Genomic DNA, 14,515 nt, shown 5'->3' with positions numbered 1-14,515 from the left:
TTTTACTGGGCCAAAGCTGGGCGGTGTATGATGAAAAAGGTCTTAAACAGGAGCTTATATGAATATCAGTACACGCAATAAATTGTCAGGTACGGTCAAAGAAATCCATACCGGTGCAGTGAACGACGAGATTGTTATTAGCGTATCTCCATCGTTGGATATCGTGGCGATTATCACGGATAACAGCACCAAAAGTTTGGGCTTGAAAGTAGGCTCCAATGTGGTGGCGTTAATTAAAGCGTCTTCCATTGCCTTGGCGACTAATGTAGATGATCTACTGTTCTCCGCACGTAATCAGTGCAAGGCTACCGTTACAGCGGTGCATAAAGGTGCTGTGAACTCAGAAGTGCAAATGGATGCCGGGCAGGGCGTTAAGTTAAGTGCAGTGATCACTAACACCAGTGTGGATGAGCTGGCGATAGCCGTAGGTTCGGCTGTTACGGCAATTTTTAAAGCTTCTAGCGTGATTGTTGCAGCGAAAAAAGCGTAAGCAACGGCGAGTAAGCCCCTTGGGTACGAGTGTGGTGCTCAAGAGGTGTGTTTTCCTTGTGCCACACTTTGCGGTCAAAAATGTAAAACAATGATAAATCAATGGTTTGGTAGAGATTTTTAGACTGAATGGTTGATTTATTCTTTGGTTTCTGTATAATGTCAAGCACACCTCATGTTTTGGTGTTGTATTTGTCCTCATACATGCTATCCATCAGGAGCACGTCATGCCTGAATCTTCAGGTCCTCGAATAGGACTGAATCAGGCTAGTGATGGCATGCGCTAACTGCGACTGTTTTGCAGACCAGACTGCGCATTAACTCTGGCCTGACTCTTTTCCTGTTCACGCTTATATTTTTAGCGAAATGCTAAGGGCTTTTTGTTGCCCGACGCTTTATCTGTACCCGTGGTTTTTGTGGGTACAAAGGAGAAGAATCATGATTAAAAAAATCTCTTTCAACACATTTCGTCCTGCCGCTCTACGTAAAGTGAGCGCCCTTTCTTTGGGACTAAAAAAACGTCGCACTCCCTCTCACGCCGTGCGTCCAACCAATCATCAACCCATGTTTGGTCTATTGATTAACGATCAGAACCGTTAATTATCTTTAAAACAGGCGCCTTGATGGCGCCTGTTTTGCGATGGGCTTATGGTGATGTGCTATAGTCAAAACATATCTTCACTCTATGAAAAGATAGCGTGTTTAGCCCTTATGTTTCCCTTCGTTCTAGCGTAGCAATGTCGTTGTGGCGACGTTGTGTATGTGTATTGCTAGGCATTTTGCTGAGTATTTCAGCATTGGGAATGCAATCGGCCTTTGCGCTACCTGCGGCATCTCCTGCTGAGGCCACCCATTTCTCGCATCAAAGCCCCGAATTACCCTGTGCAGACTGCTCTCCCGACGAGCATGCGGCACTGTGCGAGGTGCAAGCCTGCACTAGCATGATGTGCAATGTGCATCGTGGTGCTGTCTCTTCTTCTCTTTGGCTCCCGTTGAACTTAAGCCATGATCAATCATCGCTGCTTAAGTCTGTGACGGTCTCTGCTTTTTATTGTCCTGACCTACCGCCTCCGCGATAGATTTCATTCCCTATCAGACTGAATCTATTGAATATTTAGCATCGCTGCCATGCGGGCAGTGATGTGCCTAGGAGTTATGGATGAAACGTAGACATGTATTAAAAGCAACCGCCGCCAGTTTGTTGCTGGTGCATTCTGGTGTGCGTGCACAGATGATGAATCATGGTGCAATGATGGGGCAATCGCATGGGATGAGCGGGGGGAGTGCGATGCCGGGAATGGGGCACGGCATGATGTCGCATGGAAGCGCTAACTTGATGCCCGTAGACAGTATGCCTGCAGGATTGGCGTTAGAGGCGTTGCCTACACTCAAAAACGTAAGTGCTAATACGGGCGTATTTAAGGCAACTCTAGAAGCAGCCCCTACGACGCTTACTGTTGCAGGTCGCAAGCCTACCGAGTTTTGGCTCTACAACGGTCAACTGCCGGGCCCGCAAATCACGGCTTACGAGGGGGATGAAGTAGAAATTACCTTCGTGAACAGGTTGCCTGAGCCCACTACGGTGCATTGGCATGGTATGCCAGTGCCTTCTGATCAGGATGGAAACCCACAAAATAGTGTGGCACCAGGTGAGCGACGGGTTTACCGTTTTACGCTGCCCGAGGGTAGTGCGGGCACCTATTGGTATCACCCTCACCCCCATGGAAAACGGCTATGCAGGTCGCACGTGGCTTGGCGGGGACGTTTGTGGTGAAATCCAAAACGGACCCGTTACGAGCTTTGCCTGAACAGCACTGGATGATTTCAGATTTACGTTTGAATCAGCAAGCAGCAATTCCTCCTAATAGCATGATGGATTGGATGGATGGGCGAGAGGGGCAGTTTGTACTGATTAACGGTCAACGTAACCCTACTATCCAAGTGGGTACAGGTACACGTGTGCGTATTTGGAATAGCTGTGCTGCCCGTTATCTACAGTTGGAAATCCCCGGGTGTCAGTGGCAAGTTGTGGGTACCGATGGTGGCTTGCTAGAGCAGGCACAGGCACCTGTAGACACCTTGTTTTTAGCCCCGGCAGAAAGGGTGGAAGTGTTGATTACGGCGCCAGCAGATATGCAGGCGCCGCTTATCAGTCGTTATTACGACAGGGCGAAAATGATGGTGCGCGAGACGCCTACCGACATATCACTGGCACATGTCACCGTACAAAAACAGGCTAGCCCTGACTTGTCAGCAGAGCTGAGAAGCTTCGAGGCGTTAGGGATTCCTGTGGCGAGTAAGCGAGTGGAATTCAGTGAGCACGAGATGCCCCATGACATGGGCCAAGGGATGTCAGAAAACATGATGCAAAACATGTTCTTAGTGAATGGTAAAAGCTTTGATATGGAGCGTATAGATTTGCGCAGTAAGGTAGGGGATGTAGAGCAGTGGCATATCTACAATAATTCGCACATGGATCATCCTTTTCACTTGCATGGCACGCAGTTCATGGTGACGGACCGTGAGCATAATGGCGTGAAACGAGCGGAGCCATTTAAAGCGTGGCGAGATACTGCCAACCTACGCCCTTATGAGACCGTGACGTTTTTAGTGAAGCAAAGCATGCCAGGACTGCGTATGTTCCATTGTCATATTCTTGAGCATGAGGATTTAGGCATGATGGCTAATCTACTTGTGGAGTAGACGCAGGTAGTTCATGCGGGATGATACAAAGCACGCCTTAGGGCGTGCTTTTTTTTACCTTTACTGAGTCATGCTGCATTGTTTTTTAGGTTGATATTCGGATTTTTCTTAGATTTTTGTGGTTTACCCGTTACTAAAATATTTACTCCTGTCAGGGATAAGCCTGATTTGTAAGGTTTTTTGGTGTTTGTTCATGCCTTGAGGTTAGTGCCAGGAGCCCAAAATTACAAATGGAAATTTGTGTTGATTCTCTGTTTAAATTGAATCATTAAGTAACTAGGTATATCAAATGAAAGCAAGAACATATTTTTCAGCAATGGCGGCTACCTTATTGATAGCTATGAGTGCAACACCTGCAGTGGCACAACAAACAGGGGAAATACGTTTTTTTGGCGAGATAGTCAATGGAAGCTGTAGTCCCACAGAGCATACATCTGGTGCGTATGCTGGCAAGGATAAGCTGAGCTTTGATTTGCAGTTTAATGATTGCCTAGGCGAAATACAGCAGGCTGTTGAGGTGTCTGTGGATGCAAAGTACTCGAATGGCAATACCTTAAGTGTTGCTATGAACGCTATAAGCTCAGGCGTGGATATAGTGTTAAGCCCGGCGGCTCAGCAAGTAGCGTCACAACGTGAGCGTATGCGTTTTCATGTGGGCGGGGAAAATAAAGTGACTCCACTGGGCATTCGTTACAGCGATGCAGTAGGACAACCCACACCTACAGCAGAGAAGGTTTATGTGATCTTGAATCTGCAGTATGTATAAGGAAACACCAGGTGCGCTTTTATGGCATTTAAGAAAAACGTCATAAAAGCGTAACCCCCCTGAAATACACACTCTCTACTATGTCGGCATTGCAAGACTTTTCTTGCCAGAAAAGGATGAACCACAATGTCGGCAATTCAGGTACAGGCGCTGAATAAGACCTTCAATACGAAGAAAGTACTTACAGCACTTGATCTCTCTATTCCCCGTGGTGCCATGGTGGCACTAATCGGAGCCTCGGGCTCGGGGAAATCTACACTATTGCGCCATTTAGCAGGTTTGACCAAAGCAGACTCCGGGCAGGATTGCCGCGTAGAGGTGCTGGGCCAAACCATGCAGAGCAACGGCATCTTGAGTCGTGATGTTCGCCGTTTGCGCGCCAATATCGGTTACGTATTCCAGCAATTCAATTTAGTAGGGCGCTTAAGCGTACTGCAGAACGTGCTTTTAGGCTGTTTGGGTCGTATGCCCAGACTGCGTGGCACTCTAGGTTTATTTAGCCAAGAGGATAAAGAACGTGCGTTGCAGGCGTTAGAACGCGTAGGCCTGCTGGAACATGCATACAGACGTGCTTCCACTTTATCGGGTGGTCAACAACAGCGCGTGGCCATTGCTCGCACACTCTGTCAGCAGGCAGATGTGATCTTGGCCGATGAACCTATTGCTTCTTTAGACCCTGAATCCGCACGCAAAGTGATGGAGAGTTTGCGTCGCATTAATCAGCAAGATGGCAAAACAGTCATCGTGACGCTGCATCAGGTGGATTACGCCGTGAAATATTGCCGTCATGCCATCGCCCTTAAAGATGGTGTGAAGCACTTTGACGGCCCCGTGTCGGATCTGAGCAATAGCTTCTTGAACAAACTCTATGGTTCCAGCATGGAATCTAGTTTTATCGCAGAAAAAAGCACTGAAGAAGAGAGTGCTCCTTTTCTGAATTTTGTCGCTGCCTGATTTTTACTGTACGCAGGAATTGAACATGAAATCTATCGTGAAAACGTTTGCTACAACGACCCTGTTTGGTGTGTTGGCCATGGGTTCGGCTGTTGCGGAAGAAGTTAAAGAACTGAATTTTGGCATTATCTCCACCGAGTCCTCTCAGAACCTGAAACAGTTATGGGAGCCCTTCTTGGAAGATATGTCCGAGCAAACTGGCTACAAAGTTAATGCGTTCTTCTCTTCTGACTACGCTGGCATTATTCAAGGCATGCGTTTCGACAAAGTGGATGTGGCTTGGTATGGCAATAAATCTGCCATGGAAGCCGTGGATCGCGCCAATGGCGAAGTGATCTTCCAAACCACCAACGCTGACGGTACTAAAGGCTACTACAGCCTGTTAATTACGCACAAAGACAGCCCAATTAACAGCGTAGAAGACATGCTGGCTAATGCAGGCAGCCTGACATTCGGTAACGGTGACCCTAACTCCACATCGGGTTTCTTGGTACCTAGCTACTACGTGTTTGCTCAAAACAATGTTGATCCTAAACAGATCTTCAAACGTACTTTGAATGCCAACCACGAAGTGAATGCTTTGTCGGTAGCGAACAAACAGGTAGACGTAGCAACGAACAACACTGAAGCCACAGTACGTTTGCAGGCAGTGAACCCAGAAAAAGCCTCTCAGATTAAAGAGATCTGGCGCTCTCCTTTGATTCCAGCTGACCCAATCGTATGGCGCAACAACTTGCCAGAAGATGCCAAAGTCAAAATCACAGCTTTCTTCGAAAACTACGGTGACAAACCAGAAGAAGCGCAAGTGTTGGAGAACTTGGCTTGGGGCAAATTCGAAAAATCCAGCAACGATCAGTTGATTCCTATTCGTCAATTGGAGTTGTTTAAGACACGTACGCAGGTTGCCAACGACAGCAGCCTGAGCGAAGCCGAAAAAGCTGAAAAACTGAAAACGGTAGATGATCAGTTAGCAGCCTTGGCCAGCCAAGCTAAATCGTAATTTCAGGTAAAGAGAGCATGACGACACTTGTTTCGCAAACAGTACTACTCAAGCCTAAAAAGAACTGGTATCTGAGTCTATTGGGCTGGGGGCTGTTTCTAGCGTTTCTAGCGTGGTCCTGGGAGGGGGCTGAGATGGCCCCTCTCAAGCTCTGGAAAGATGCGGAGAACATGAAGCAGTTTGCCGCAGACTTCTTTCCCCCCGACTTCACTGATCTGCGTTACTACCTGAGTGAAATGGTAGTAACCGTGCAGATCGCTGTGTGGGGTACGGTGCTGGCGGTGATTGCCGGTGTGCCGTTAGGGCTGATGTCTTCTTCCAATATTGTGCCTTGGTGGGTTTACCAGCCTGTGCGTCGCTTGATGGATGCGCTGCGTTCCATTAACGAGATGGTATTTGCCATGTTGTTTGTAGTGGCAGTGGGCTTGGGTCCTTTTGCAGGGGCATTAGCGTTGTTCATGGGCACTACTGGTGTGCTGGCAAAGCTTTTCGCAGAAGCGGTTGAAGCCATTGATCACGGACCAATAGAAGGCATACGCGCCAGTGGCGCAAGCGCCTTGCAAGAAATTATTTACGGTGTGATTCCGCAGGTATTACCGCTGTGGATTTCCTATGTGTTGTATCGCTTCGAGTCCAATGTACGTTCAGCCACGGTTGTGGGCATGGTGGGTGCAGGTGGGATTGGTGTGATGCTGTGGGAGGCTATCAGAGGTTTTCAGTTTACGCAGAGTGCCGCCATTTTGTTAATCATCATCGTTGTGGTGAGTGTGATTGACATGATCTCGCAGCGACTCAGACGTTTATTTACCTGATCACACAGGGAAGGCGGGAAACTGCCTTTTACGTTACATGAACTTGTCTAGACAGGATGGGCCAATTTACCAGCAGATAGCCACGGTGTTGAGGGCAGAGCTGGGGCAGTATCAGCCAGGTGATTTTTTACCTAGCGAGATGCGATTGGCAGAGCGGTTTCAGGTCAACCGACACACCGTTAGAGGTGCGTTGCAGGTGTTGGAACAGGAGTCGTGCATATTGCGCATTAAGGGAAAAGGTGCACAGGTGTTGGGAAGCTTACTGTCCTATCCGTTATCGCAAAACACGGCGTACAGCAGTTGGTTTGAAGCGAATGGGCACAACGTGCGCACGTGTTTAGTGGCAAAGCGTTCCAGGCTGGCAACGGCAGTTGAGGTGAAGCATTTGGCGCTGAGCGAAGGTGATAGTTTGTTGGAGTTCAAGACGTTGCGTTTTTTAGAGGGGGAGGCCGTGAGTTTAATTAGTCACTGTTTCGCGCTACGTCACCAACTGATGCTGGAGCAATACCAAAACGGCTCTATGCGTGATCACCTGCGCAGTTATGGACATGAGTTAGAGCGTGTATTCAGTGCGATTGGTGCACGTTTGCCCAGTGTAGATGAAGCAGCGCGATTACGCATGGCGGTTAATCAACCGGTGTTGACCGTGGAAACCTTGTCTAGAGACCAACATGGACACCCCATAGAGCTGGCTTTTACGGTCAGTCGATCAGATCGTTTCCGTTATCACGTAGTGATGTGAGCATGAGGATAGTAGGAAAAACATGGAACAGAACATAGTTAACACACGACAGCACTGGATGAAAGTGTTGTCACGCGCAGGCAAAGCTCTGCTGGCGTTTCAAGAGCAGTTGCTGGCAACGCCGCACGAGTTTATTCGCGCACCAGAAACCGGCATGGTGATGGTGCGCGGACGTGCAGGCGGTACTGGCATGGCCTTTAACGTAGGTGAAACCACCGTTAGTCGTTGTGTGGTGCGCTTAAGCAATGGCTGTGAAGGCTATAGCTATGTGCTGGGGCGTAATGGACAGTTGGCAAAGCTTGCGGCCATTGCCGACGCCTTATTGCAGGGTGAAGACCAAGCGCATTGGTTAAACACATTGATTCAACCGTTGGCGCAGGCACAAGCCGAAGCACGCCACGCGCATCAACAAGATGTGGCGACATCTAAAGTTGATTTCTTCACTATGGTGCGAGGGGACTAGGATGACACAACCTTCTTTACAAGCAGCTTTTGCGGATCCCGTACACCACGCGCAGCAGTGTTTCAGACATATTGCCCAAGCTTTGGCTGAGCCGGGTTTAGTAGAGCGTATTGCGTTGGTAGACAGCATGCAGGCGTTGGACGCTGCGAGCCATGCCAGCGCGTTGACGTTGTTAGACAGTGATACCCCTATTTGGATTAGTCCTGAGCTGGATTCAGCCGCGTTGCGTCGTCATCTGGTTTTTCATTGCGCTTGTCCCATCGTGGAGCAGCCAGAAGAGGCTCAATTCGTATTCATGGGCCTAAGTGATAGCGCTGTATTACCTCGTTTGGATGCGGGTACCGATAGAGACCCCGAGTTTTCTTGCACGGTGTTTTTGCAGTTGCCTAGCCTGAACGGCGGAGCTAGTACCCAGTGGTCAGGCCCAGGTATTCAGCACAGCCGAGAGGTGAGCCTGCCTGTGGATGCATCCTTTTGGCAGCAGCGTGATGCGATTACCGCGTTTCCGCGTGGTGTAGATATTTGTTTTGTGGCTGGCCAAGAAATGATGGGGCTGCCACGTAGCACCCGCGTTTGCCAGCAGACTAAGGAGTAAGCCATGTATGTAGCAGTTAAAGGTGGCGAGAAGGCGATTGATCACGCACACCGCCTCTTGGCACAAAAACGTCGTGGCAACACTGATGTTCCTGAGCTTAGCGTACGCCAGATTCAAGAGCAGATGCCTTTTGCTGTATCGCGAGTGATGACGGAAGCCTCGTTGTACGACCGTCAGTTAGCCGCCTTGGCGATTAAACAAGCGGCAGGGGATTTGCTAGAGGCAATCTTCTTGTTGCGCGCCTACCGTACAACCTTGCCTCGCTTTATGAATAGCTTGCCGTTAGATACGGCCGGCATGGTGATAGAGCGCCGCATTTCCGCCACCTATAAAGATTTGCCGGGTGGGCAAATTCTAGGCCCTACCTTTGATTACACCCACCGCTTGTTGGACTTTTCCCTGCTGGATGAGTCGCGTAGCCAGACCTCTACTGTGGCAGCAGAGGAAAGCAGCGACGTTGGGCATTGCCCACGTGTGTTGGCATGGTTAGAACAAGAAGGCTTGATGCGTACGGAACAGCCTAGCACTCAAGCCGTACCTGACATTACGCGTGAGCCGCTGGATTTTCCAAGCAACCGCCAACAGCGCTTGCAAATGCTGGCCCGTGGCGATGAAGGTTTCATGATGGCGTTGGCGTATTCCACACAGCGTGGCTATGGCCGTAACCACCCCTTTGCTGGCGAGATTCGTATTGGCGAAGTGGAAGTGTGGATTGAGCCTGAGGAATTAGGGTTTGCCGTGTGTATGGGAGATTTGGAAGTCACCGAGTGTGAAATGGTGAACCAGTTTATTGGTACAGCCGAGCAAGCACCTCAGTTTACGCGTGGCTATGGTCTAGCCTTTGGCTACAACGAACGCAAAGCCATGAGCATGGCGTTGGTAGATAGAGCGCTGTGCGGTGAAGAGTTAGGCGAAGAGATTCTGTCCCCAGCACAGCAAGAAGAGTTCGTGCTGATGCACAGCGATAACGTTGAAGCAGCAGGGTTTGTGGCTCACCTGAAGTTGCCGCACTACGTGGATTTCCAATCTGAATTAGAGCTGATTCGCAAAATGCACAAACCCGATGCTTCGGGCGTAGCGCAGCAGGAGCAAGACGCATGAATGCAGTAACTTCCCAAGAAATGGTCGCACAGAGCGAAGGCTATAACTTTGCGTACTTGGATGAGCAAAGCAAACGCATGATTCGTCGTGCGCTGTTAAAAGCCATTGCCATCCCCGGTTACCAAGTCCCGTTTGGCGGTAGAGAAATGCCATTGCCATACGGCTGGGGCACGGGCGGTATTCAGGTGACAGCCTCTATTTTGGGTCAAGACGATGTGCTGAAGGTCATTGACCAAGGCGCAGATGACACTACCAACGCGGTATCTATTCGCCGCTTTTTTGCGGCGACGGCGGGTGTGAGCACTACAGAGCAAACGCAAGCCGCCACCATTATCCAAACGCGTCACCGTATTCCTGAGTATGCCCTGACGTCTGGGCAAATTATGGTGTTTCAGGTGCCTATTCCTGAGCCGCTGCGTTTTATTGAACCCTCAGAAACTGAAACCAAAACCATGCACGCGCTAAACGATTACGGCGTGATGCATGTGAAGTTATACGAGGACATCGCTACCTACGGCCACATTGCTACGGCCTATGCCTATCCCGTTTTGGTGGATGATCGCTACGTGATGGATCCATCTCCCATCCCTAAGTTTGATAACCCCAAACTGAACCAAAGCCCAGCGTTAATGCTGTTTGGTGCGGGTAGGGAAAAACGTATTTATGCTTTGCCACCGTACACCGATGTGCAAAGTCTGGATTTTGAAGATCACCCCTTTAGTTTGCCTACCTGGGATGGTGGTTGCGTGATTTGCGGTAGCCACGACTCTTACTTGGACGAAATTATTGTGGATGACAACGGTACGCGTGAGCTGGTGTGTTCCGATACCGATTATTGTGCCCAGCGTGTGGCAGAGCAGGAGCAGCAGGTATGACAACGTTGCATAACGGTGAGGCGGTGCCTCTGTTACAGGCCCGTCAGGTGTCTAGATTATTTGGCCACGAGAAAGGCTGCCAAAACGTCTCCTTCGATTTATACCCTGGCGAAGTGTTGGGTATTGTGGGGGAGTCGGGTTCAGGGAAGTCCACCTTGTTAAGTGTGTTGTCCGGACGTTGCGCCCCCTCAGATGGACAAGTGCTGTTTTCTACTCCAGAAGGCATGCAACAAAGCTTGTACGACAGTACGGAGGCCGAGCGTCGTACGTTGCTGCGTACGCAGTGGGGCTTTGTAGAACAGAACCCACGCGATGGTTTGCGCATGAGCGTATCTGCGGGTGCCAACATTGGTGAGCGGCTGATGGCACAAGGCGTACGTAACTACAGCGAATTACGTGCTCGCGCGTTGGAGTGGCTGCAAAACGTAGAAATTGATGGTTCACGTATCGATGACTTGCCACGCACTTTTTCAGGCGGTATGCAGCAGCGTTTGCAGATCGCTAGAAACTTGGTGTCAGGCCCGCGTTTGGTGTTTATGGATGAGCCTACGGGCGGTTTGGACGTCTCGGTGCAAGCGCGTTTGTTGGACATGCTACGACGCTTAGTGCGTGAGCTTAATTTGGCTGTAGTAATTGTCACGCATGATTTGGCTGTAGCCCGTTTGCTGGCAGACAGACTTTTAGTAATGCGACGTTCACATGTGGTGGAAAGCGGGTTAACCGATCAAATTCTGGACGACCCTCAGCACCCTTACACCCAGTTGTTGGTGTCTTCTGTTCTGCAGCCTTAGGAGCCAGTTGTGAGTCCCATTCTTGAAGTTAGTCATTTATCTAAGCAATTTACGTTGCACCAACAACAAGGCGTAGTGCTGCAGGTGTTGCATGACGTGAGTTTTTCCGTGCAACCAGGCGAATGCGTGGTGTTGGCCGGGCAGTCTGGAGCCGGTAAGTCCACGCTGATGCGCACACTGTACGGTAATTATCAGGCCGAGCACGGCAGCATTCTGGTACGTCATCACGACAGCGCTGTAGAGCTAGTACAGGCGGATCCGCGTTTGATTATGCAACTGCGTAAACAAACGGTTGGCTATGTGAGCCAGTTTTTGCGTGTGATCCCACGTGTGTCGTGTTTGGATGTGGTGATGGAGCCAGCGCTATTGCGTGGCGAGCCTAGCTATAAAGCCCAAGCCCGTGCAGAGCAGTTATTAACCCGACTGAATATTCCGCAGCGTTTGTGGTCATTGGCGCCCGGCACGTTTTCAGGTGGTGAGCAGCAACGTGTGAATATCGCGCGAGGTTTTATGGTGTTCTGGCCATTGTTGCTGTTGGATGAGCCTACTGCTTCGTTGGACGACAAGAATCGTCAGGTGGTGTTAGCGCTTATTAATGAAGCCAAGCAGGCCGGGTCGGCCATTGTAGGAATTTTCCACGATGCCGTTGCCCGTGAAGCGGTAATGGATCGTTATGTAGAGCTGAATGTACAGGAGTCCAGTCATGTCGCGTGAGCAGATACTGAATAATGCCCAAATCGTGTTGGCCAATGAGGTGGTGCGCGGTTGTGTGGTGCTGGAAGACGGTCGTATACGCGAGATCAGCAGTACGATGAGCCAGTCTCCTGCGGCACAAGATATGCAGGGCGATTATGTGATGCCAGGTTTTATTGAGCTGCACACCGATAACCTAGAGCGCTACATGAATCCACGCCCTGGTGTGGATTGGCCTTCTAGTGCTGCCGTGTTGGCGCACGATGCACAGTTGGTCAGCTCTGGTATTACTACCGTGTTTGATGCGCTCTCTATTGGTGACGTCAGCCCTAAGCAAACACGCTTGGCGCAGCTACCCAAAATGATTGAAGCAATTGGGCAAGGTGTACGTGACGGGCTCACTCGCTCAGACCACTTGCTGCATTTGCGCTGTGAAGTTAGTCATGAACTGACACTGCAAATGTTTGAAGAGCTGGTGGATCACGAACTGGTAAAACTGGTGTCGGTGATGGATCACACACCCGGTCAGCGCCAGTTTGTGAAGATAGAAAAATACCGTGAGTATTATCAAGGAAAATACCATTTAAGCGATGCTGAAATGGAAGCCTTTATCCATAAACAAACGACGAACGCGGCGAAATACAGCGAAGAGTTCAGAAAGTCCATCGTAGGCATGTGTCAAAGCAAAGGTATTGCCTTGGCAAGCCACGACGATGCTACCGCAGCGCACGTGAATGAATCCGCCGCAGCCGGTATGACTATTGCTGAGTTTCCTACTACTCGTGAAGCGGCAGACCTTAGCCATCAACTGGGTCTGAACGTGTTGATGGGAGCCCCTAATATTGTGCGTGGCGGTTCGCATTCGGGGAATATTGCGGCGGCTGAATTGGCACGCCATGGTGTGTTGGATATTTTATCCAGCGACTACTATCCCTCAAGTTTGCTGCAAGCCGTGCATGGCTTAACGACCATGGAGCAGGGCTATAGCCTGCCACGCGCTGTATCTACGGTCAGTTTGGCACCGGCGACGGCAGTTGGGTTGCACGATAGAGGTGAAATTGCCGTAGGTAAACGGGCTGATTTGATCCAAGTAAAAGACTTGGGCAAACAGTTCATCGTTAAGCAGGTGTTCAGCCAAGGTCAAAGGGTGTACTAATGCAAGGGAAATTGGTCTACATGGTTGGGCCATCCGGCAGTGGTAAAGACAGCGTGCTAGGGGCACTAGCCGCTGATCTACCACCGGATTGGATCATCATGAAGCGCACGGTTACGCGCGAGGAAAGCCCTGCCAATGTCTACGCGGAATCTCTCAGTCACGAGGTGTTCCGCCAGCAACAACGACAAGGGGCTTTTGCCTTAAGTTGGGAAGCGCATGGTTTGTTGTACGGTATACGCTCTGAGCTAGATGCTCACTTGCAAGCCGGCAAACTGGTGTTGGTGAATGGTTCGCGTGAACACTGGGAGCAGGTGAAGCAACAGTACGCACAGGCTGCATTGGTGTGGTTAACGGTTGCACCAGAACTCTTGCTGCAGCGCTTGCAGCAGCGGGGGCGCGAGTCTGTGGATGCTATTTCCTTACGAGTACAGCGTAATCAGCAAATAGAGCAACAGTTCAGACATAAGTTAGGAGCAGATGCCTCGCGCAGTGTCTATATGTTGGATAACTCGTATACGCTCGCGCAAACGGTGGCGAATTTGCGAGTACAGTTACAGCAATGGCATAAGCAAAGCCTAATGATGAGGACAGCTTGATGAGATTGCGTTTTTTAGGCACCGGGGATTCGGCGCAGGTACCTGTCTATAACTGTGAGTGCAGTGCGTGTGTACGCGCGACACACGATAGCAGTTGGCGCAGGCGTCCCTGCAGTGCCGTCATAGAGTGCGGTGACCAGCGTTGGTTAATTGATTCTGGTCGTATGGACTTAACGGAGCTGTTTCCGCCCGGTAGCCTAAATGGTATTTTGCAAACGCACTATCATGCGGATCACGCCCAAGGGTTGTTGCATTTGCGGTGGGGAGTGAATTGTAAAATCCCGGTGTATGGGCCAGAAGACCCACAAGGCTTTGCCGACCTATTCAAGCATTCGGGTATTTTGGATTTTTCGCAGCATTGGAAAGCATTTGAGCAGCGGAAATTGGGCGACATGTTGGTGACGGCTATTCCGTTGCAGCACTCTAGGCCTTGTTTGGGCTATGTGTTTAGCCACCAAGGAAAGCATATTGCGTATCTAACCGATACCGTAGGCTTGCCGCCCGACAGCCTTGCTTATCTGCAAACGCTGACGTTAGAGTACTGTATTGTGGATTGCTCACATCCACCCCAAGACACAGCACCACGTAACCATAACGATCTGAATATGGCCTTAGAAATAGGCAAACAACTAAGGGTGAAGCATTTAGTGCTTACTCACATTAGCCATAAGGTGGATGTCTGGTTGATGGAAAACCCTGAAACCTTAAGCGACAGTATTTTGCTGGCAAAAGATAACGGTATGATTGCGGTGTAACACCTTTTTCACTGTTCTTATTGG

Annotated in this window: 19 protein-coding genes; all 19 read left to right on the top strand. The window is 50.0% G+C overall.

What is annotated here, in order from left to right:
* Positions 1–58: 58 nt before the first annotated feature.
* The 19 genes from GY634_RS05650 (at position 59) to phnP (ending at position 14,491) form a co-directional block, all read left to right on the top strand.
* Positions 59–490, top strand: coding sequence for a TOBE domain-containing protein (locus tag GY634_RS05650; RefSeq protein ID WP_166407580.1), 432 nt, complete (start codon positions 59–61; stop codon positions 488–490).
* 437 nt (positions 491–927) lie between these two features.
* Positions 928–1,089: a hypothetical protein gene (locus GY634_RS05645; RefSeq protein ID WP_166407579.1), complete on the top strand. Its 162-nt coding sequence runs from the start codon at positions 928–930 to the stop codon at positions 1,087–1,089.
* A 98-nt stretch (positions 1,090–1,187) separates the two neighbouring features.
* Positions 1,188–1,568 carry a hypothetical protein gene (locus tag GY634_RS05640; protein WP_166407578.1) on the top strand — a complete coding sequence of 127 codons (381 nt, stop codon included), beginning with the start codon at positions 1,188–1,190 and terminating at the stop codon, positions 1,566–1,568.
* An 80-nt stretch (positions 1,569–1,648) separates the two neighbouring features.
* Entirely contained in the window at positions 1,649–2,263 is a 615-nt protein-coding gene (locus tag GY634_RS17495) for a multicopper oxidase domain-containing protein (protein ID WP_242683616.1), read from the top strand.
* Positions 2,224–3,192 carry a multicopper oxidase family protein gene (locus GY634_RS17490; RefSeq protein WP_242683615.1) on the top strand — a complete coding sequence of 323 codons (969 nt, stop codon included), beginning with the start codon at positions 2,224–2,226 and terminating at the stop codon, positions 3,190–3,192. The genes GY634_RS17495 and GY634_RS17490 overlap by 40 nt, the downstream gene beginning before the upstream one ends.
* Before the next feature lie 289 nt (positions 3,193–3,481).
* Positions 3,482–3,958, top strand: coding sequence for a type 1 fimbrial protein (locus GY634_RS05630; RefSeq protein WP_166407577.1), 477 nt, complete (start codon positions 3,482–3,484; stop codon positions 3,956–3,958).
* A 126-nt stretch (positions 3,959–4,084) separates the two neighbouring features.
* Positions 4,085–4,912, top strand: coding sequence for a phosphonate ABC transporter ATP-binding protein (gene phnC / locus GY634_RS05625; RefSeq protein ID WP_166407576.1), 828 nt, complete (start codon positions 4,085–4,087; stop codon positions 4,910–4,912).
* A gap of 25 nt (positions 4,913–4,937) precedes the next feature.
* Positions 4,938–5,912, top strand: a complete 975-nt coding sequence (gene phnD / locus GY634_RS05620; RefSeq protein WP_166407575.1) for a phosphonate ABC transporter substrate-binding protein — start codon at positions 4,938–4,940, stop codon at positions 5,910–5,912.
* 17 nt (positions 5,913–5,929) lie between these two features.
* The gene (phnE, locus tag GY634_RS05615) at positions 5,930–6,724 is read left to right on the top strand and encodes a phosphonate ABC transporter, permease protein PhnE (RefSeq protein ID WP_166407574.1); all 795 of its coding nucleotides are present in this window, start codon (positions 5,930–5,932) and stop codon (positions 6,722–6,724) included.
* A 43-nt stretch (positions 6,725–6,767) separates the two neighbouring features.
* Positions 6,768–7,466: a GntR family transcriptional regulator gene (locus GY634_RS05610; protein WP_242683614.1), complete on the top strand. Its 699-nt coding sequence runs from the start codon at positions 6,768–6,770 to the stop codon at positions 7,464–7,466.
* A 22-nt stretch (positions 7,467–7,488) separates the two neighbouring features.
* Positions 7,489–7,929, top strand: a complete 441-nt coding sequence (phnG, locus tag GY634_RS05605; protein ID WP_166407572.1) for a phosphonate C-P lyase system protein PhnG — start codon at positions 7,489–7,491, stop codon at positions 7,927–7,929.
* Between the two features lies 1 nt (position 7,930).
* Complete coding sequence (gene phnH, locus GY634_RS05600; RefSeq protein WP_166407571.1) at positions 7,931–8,524, top strand: phosphonate C-P lyase system protein PhnH; 594 nt, start codon at positions 7,931–7,933, stop codon at positions 8,522–8,524.
* A gap of 3 nt (positions 8,525–8,527) precedes the next feature.
* Positions 8,528–9,625, top strand: a complete 1,098-nt coding sequence (locus GY634_RS05595; RefSeq protein ID WP_166407570.1) for a carbon-phosphorus lyase complex subunit — start codon at positions 8,528–8,530, stop codon at positions 9,623–9,625.
* A complete protein-coding gene (locus tag GY634_RS05590; RefSeq protein ID WP_207625522.1) occupies positions 9,622–10,500 on the top strand; it encodes an alpha-D-ribose 1-methylphosphonate 5-phosphate C-P-lyase PhnJ in 879 nt (292 codons plus the stop codon). The genes GY634_RS05595 and GY634_RS05590 overlap by 4 nt, the downstream gene beginning before the upstream one ends.
* The gene (phnK, locus tag GY634_RS05585; RefSeq protein WP_166407569.1) at positions 10,497–11,291 is read left to right on the top strand and encodes a phosphonate C-P lyase system protein PhnK; all 795 of its coding nucleotides are present in this window, start codon (positions 10,497–10,499) and stop codon (positions 11,289–11,291) included. The genes GY634_RS05590 and phnK overlap by 4 nt, the downstream gene beginning before the upstream one ends.
* Before the next feature lie 9 nt (positions 11,292–11,300).
* Positions 11,301–12,005 (top strand): phosphonate C-P lyase system protein PhnL, encoded by a 705-nt coding sequence (gene phnL / locus GY634_RS05580; protein ID WP_166407568.1) that lies wholly within the window; start codon positions 11,301–11,303, stop codon positions 12,003–12,005.
* Entirely contained in the window at positions 11,995–13,140 is a 1,146-nt protein-coding gene (locus GY634_RS05575) for an alpha-D-ribose 1-methylphosphonate 5-triphosphate diphosphatase (RefSeq protein WP_166407567.1), read from the top strand. Before phnL ends, GY634_RS05575 begins: the two co-directional genes overlap by 11 nt.
* The gene (gene phnN, locus GY634_RS05570) at positions 13,140–13,736 is read left to right on the top strand and encodes a phosphonate metabolism protein/1,5-bisphosphokinase (PRPP-forming) PhnN (protein WP_166407566.1); all 597 of its coding nucleotides are present in this window, start codon (positions 13,140–13,142) and stop codon (positions 13,734–13,736) included. Before GY634_RS05575 ends, phnN begins: the two co-directional genes overlap by 1 nt.
* Positions 13,736–14,491 (top strand): phosphonate metabolism protein PhnP, encoded by a 756-nt coding sequence (gene phnP / locus GY634_RS05565; protein WP_166407565.1) that lies wholly within the window; start codon positions 13,736–13,738, stop codon positions 14,489–14,491. The genes phnN and phnP overlap by 1 nt, the downstream gene beginning before the upstream one ends.
* Positions 14,492–14,515: the final 24 nt, after the last annotated feature.

The organism is Paenalcaligenes suwonensis, from assembly GCF_011290505.1.
Lineage (GTDB): Bacteria > Pseudomonadota > Gammaproteobacteria > Burkholderiales > Burkholderiaceae_B > Paenalcaligenes > Paenalcaligenes suwonensis.
This window is presented reverse-complemented; position numbering and strand designations above follow the sequence as displayed.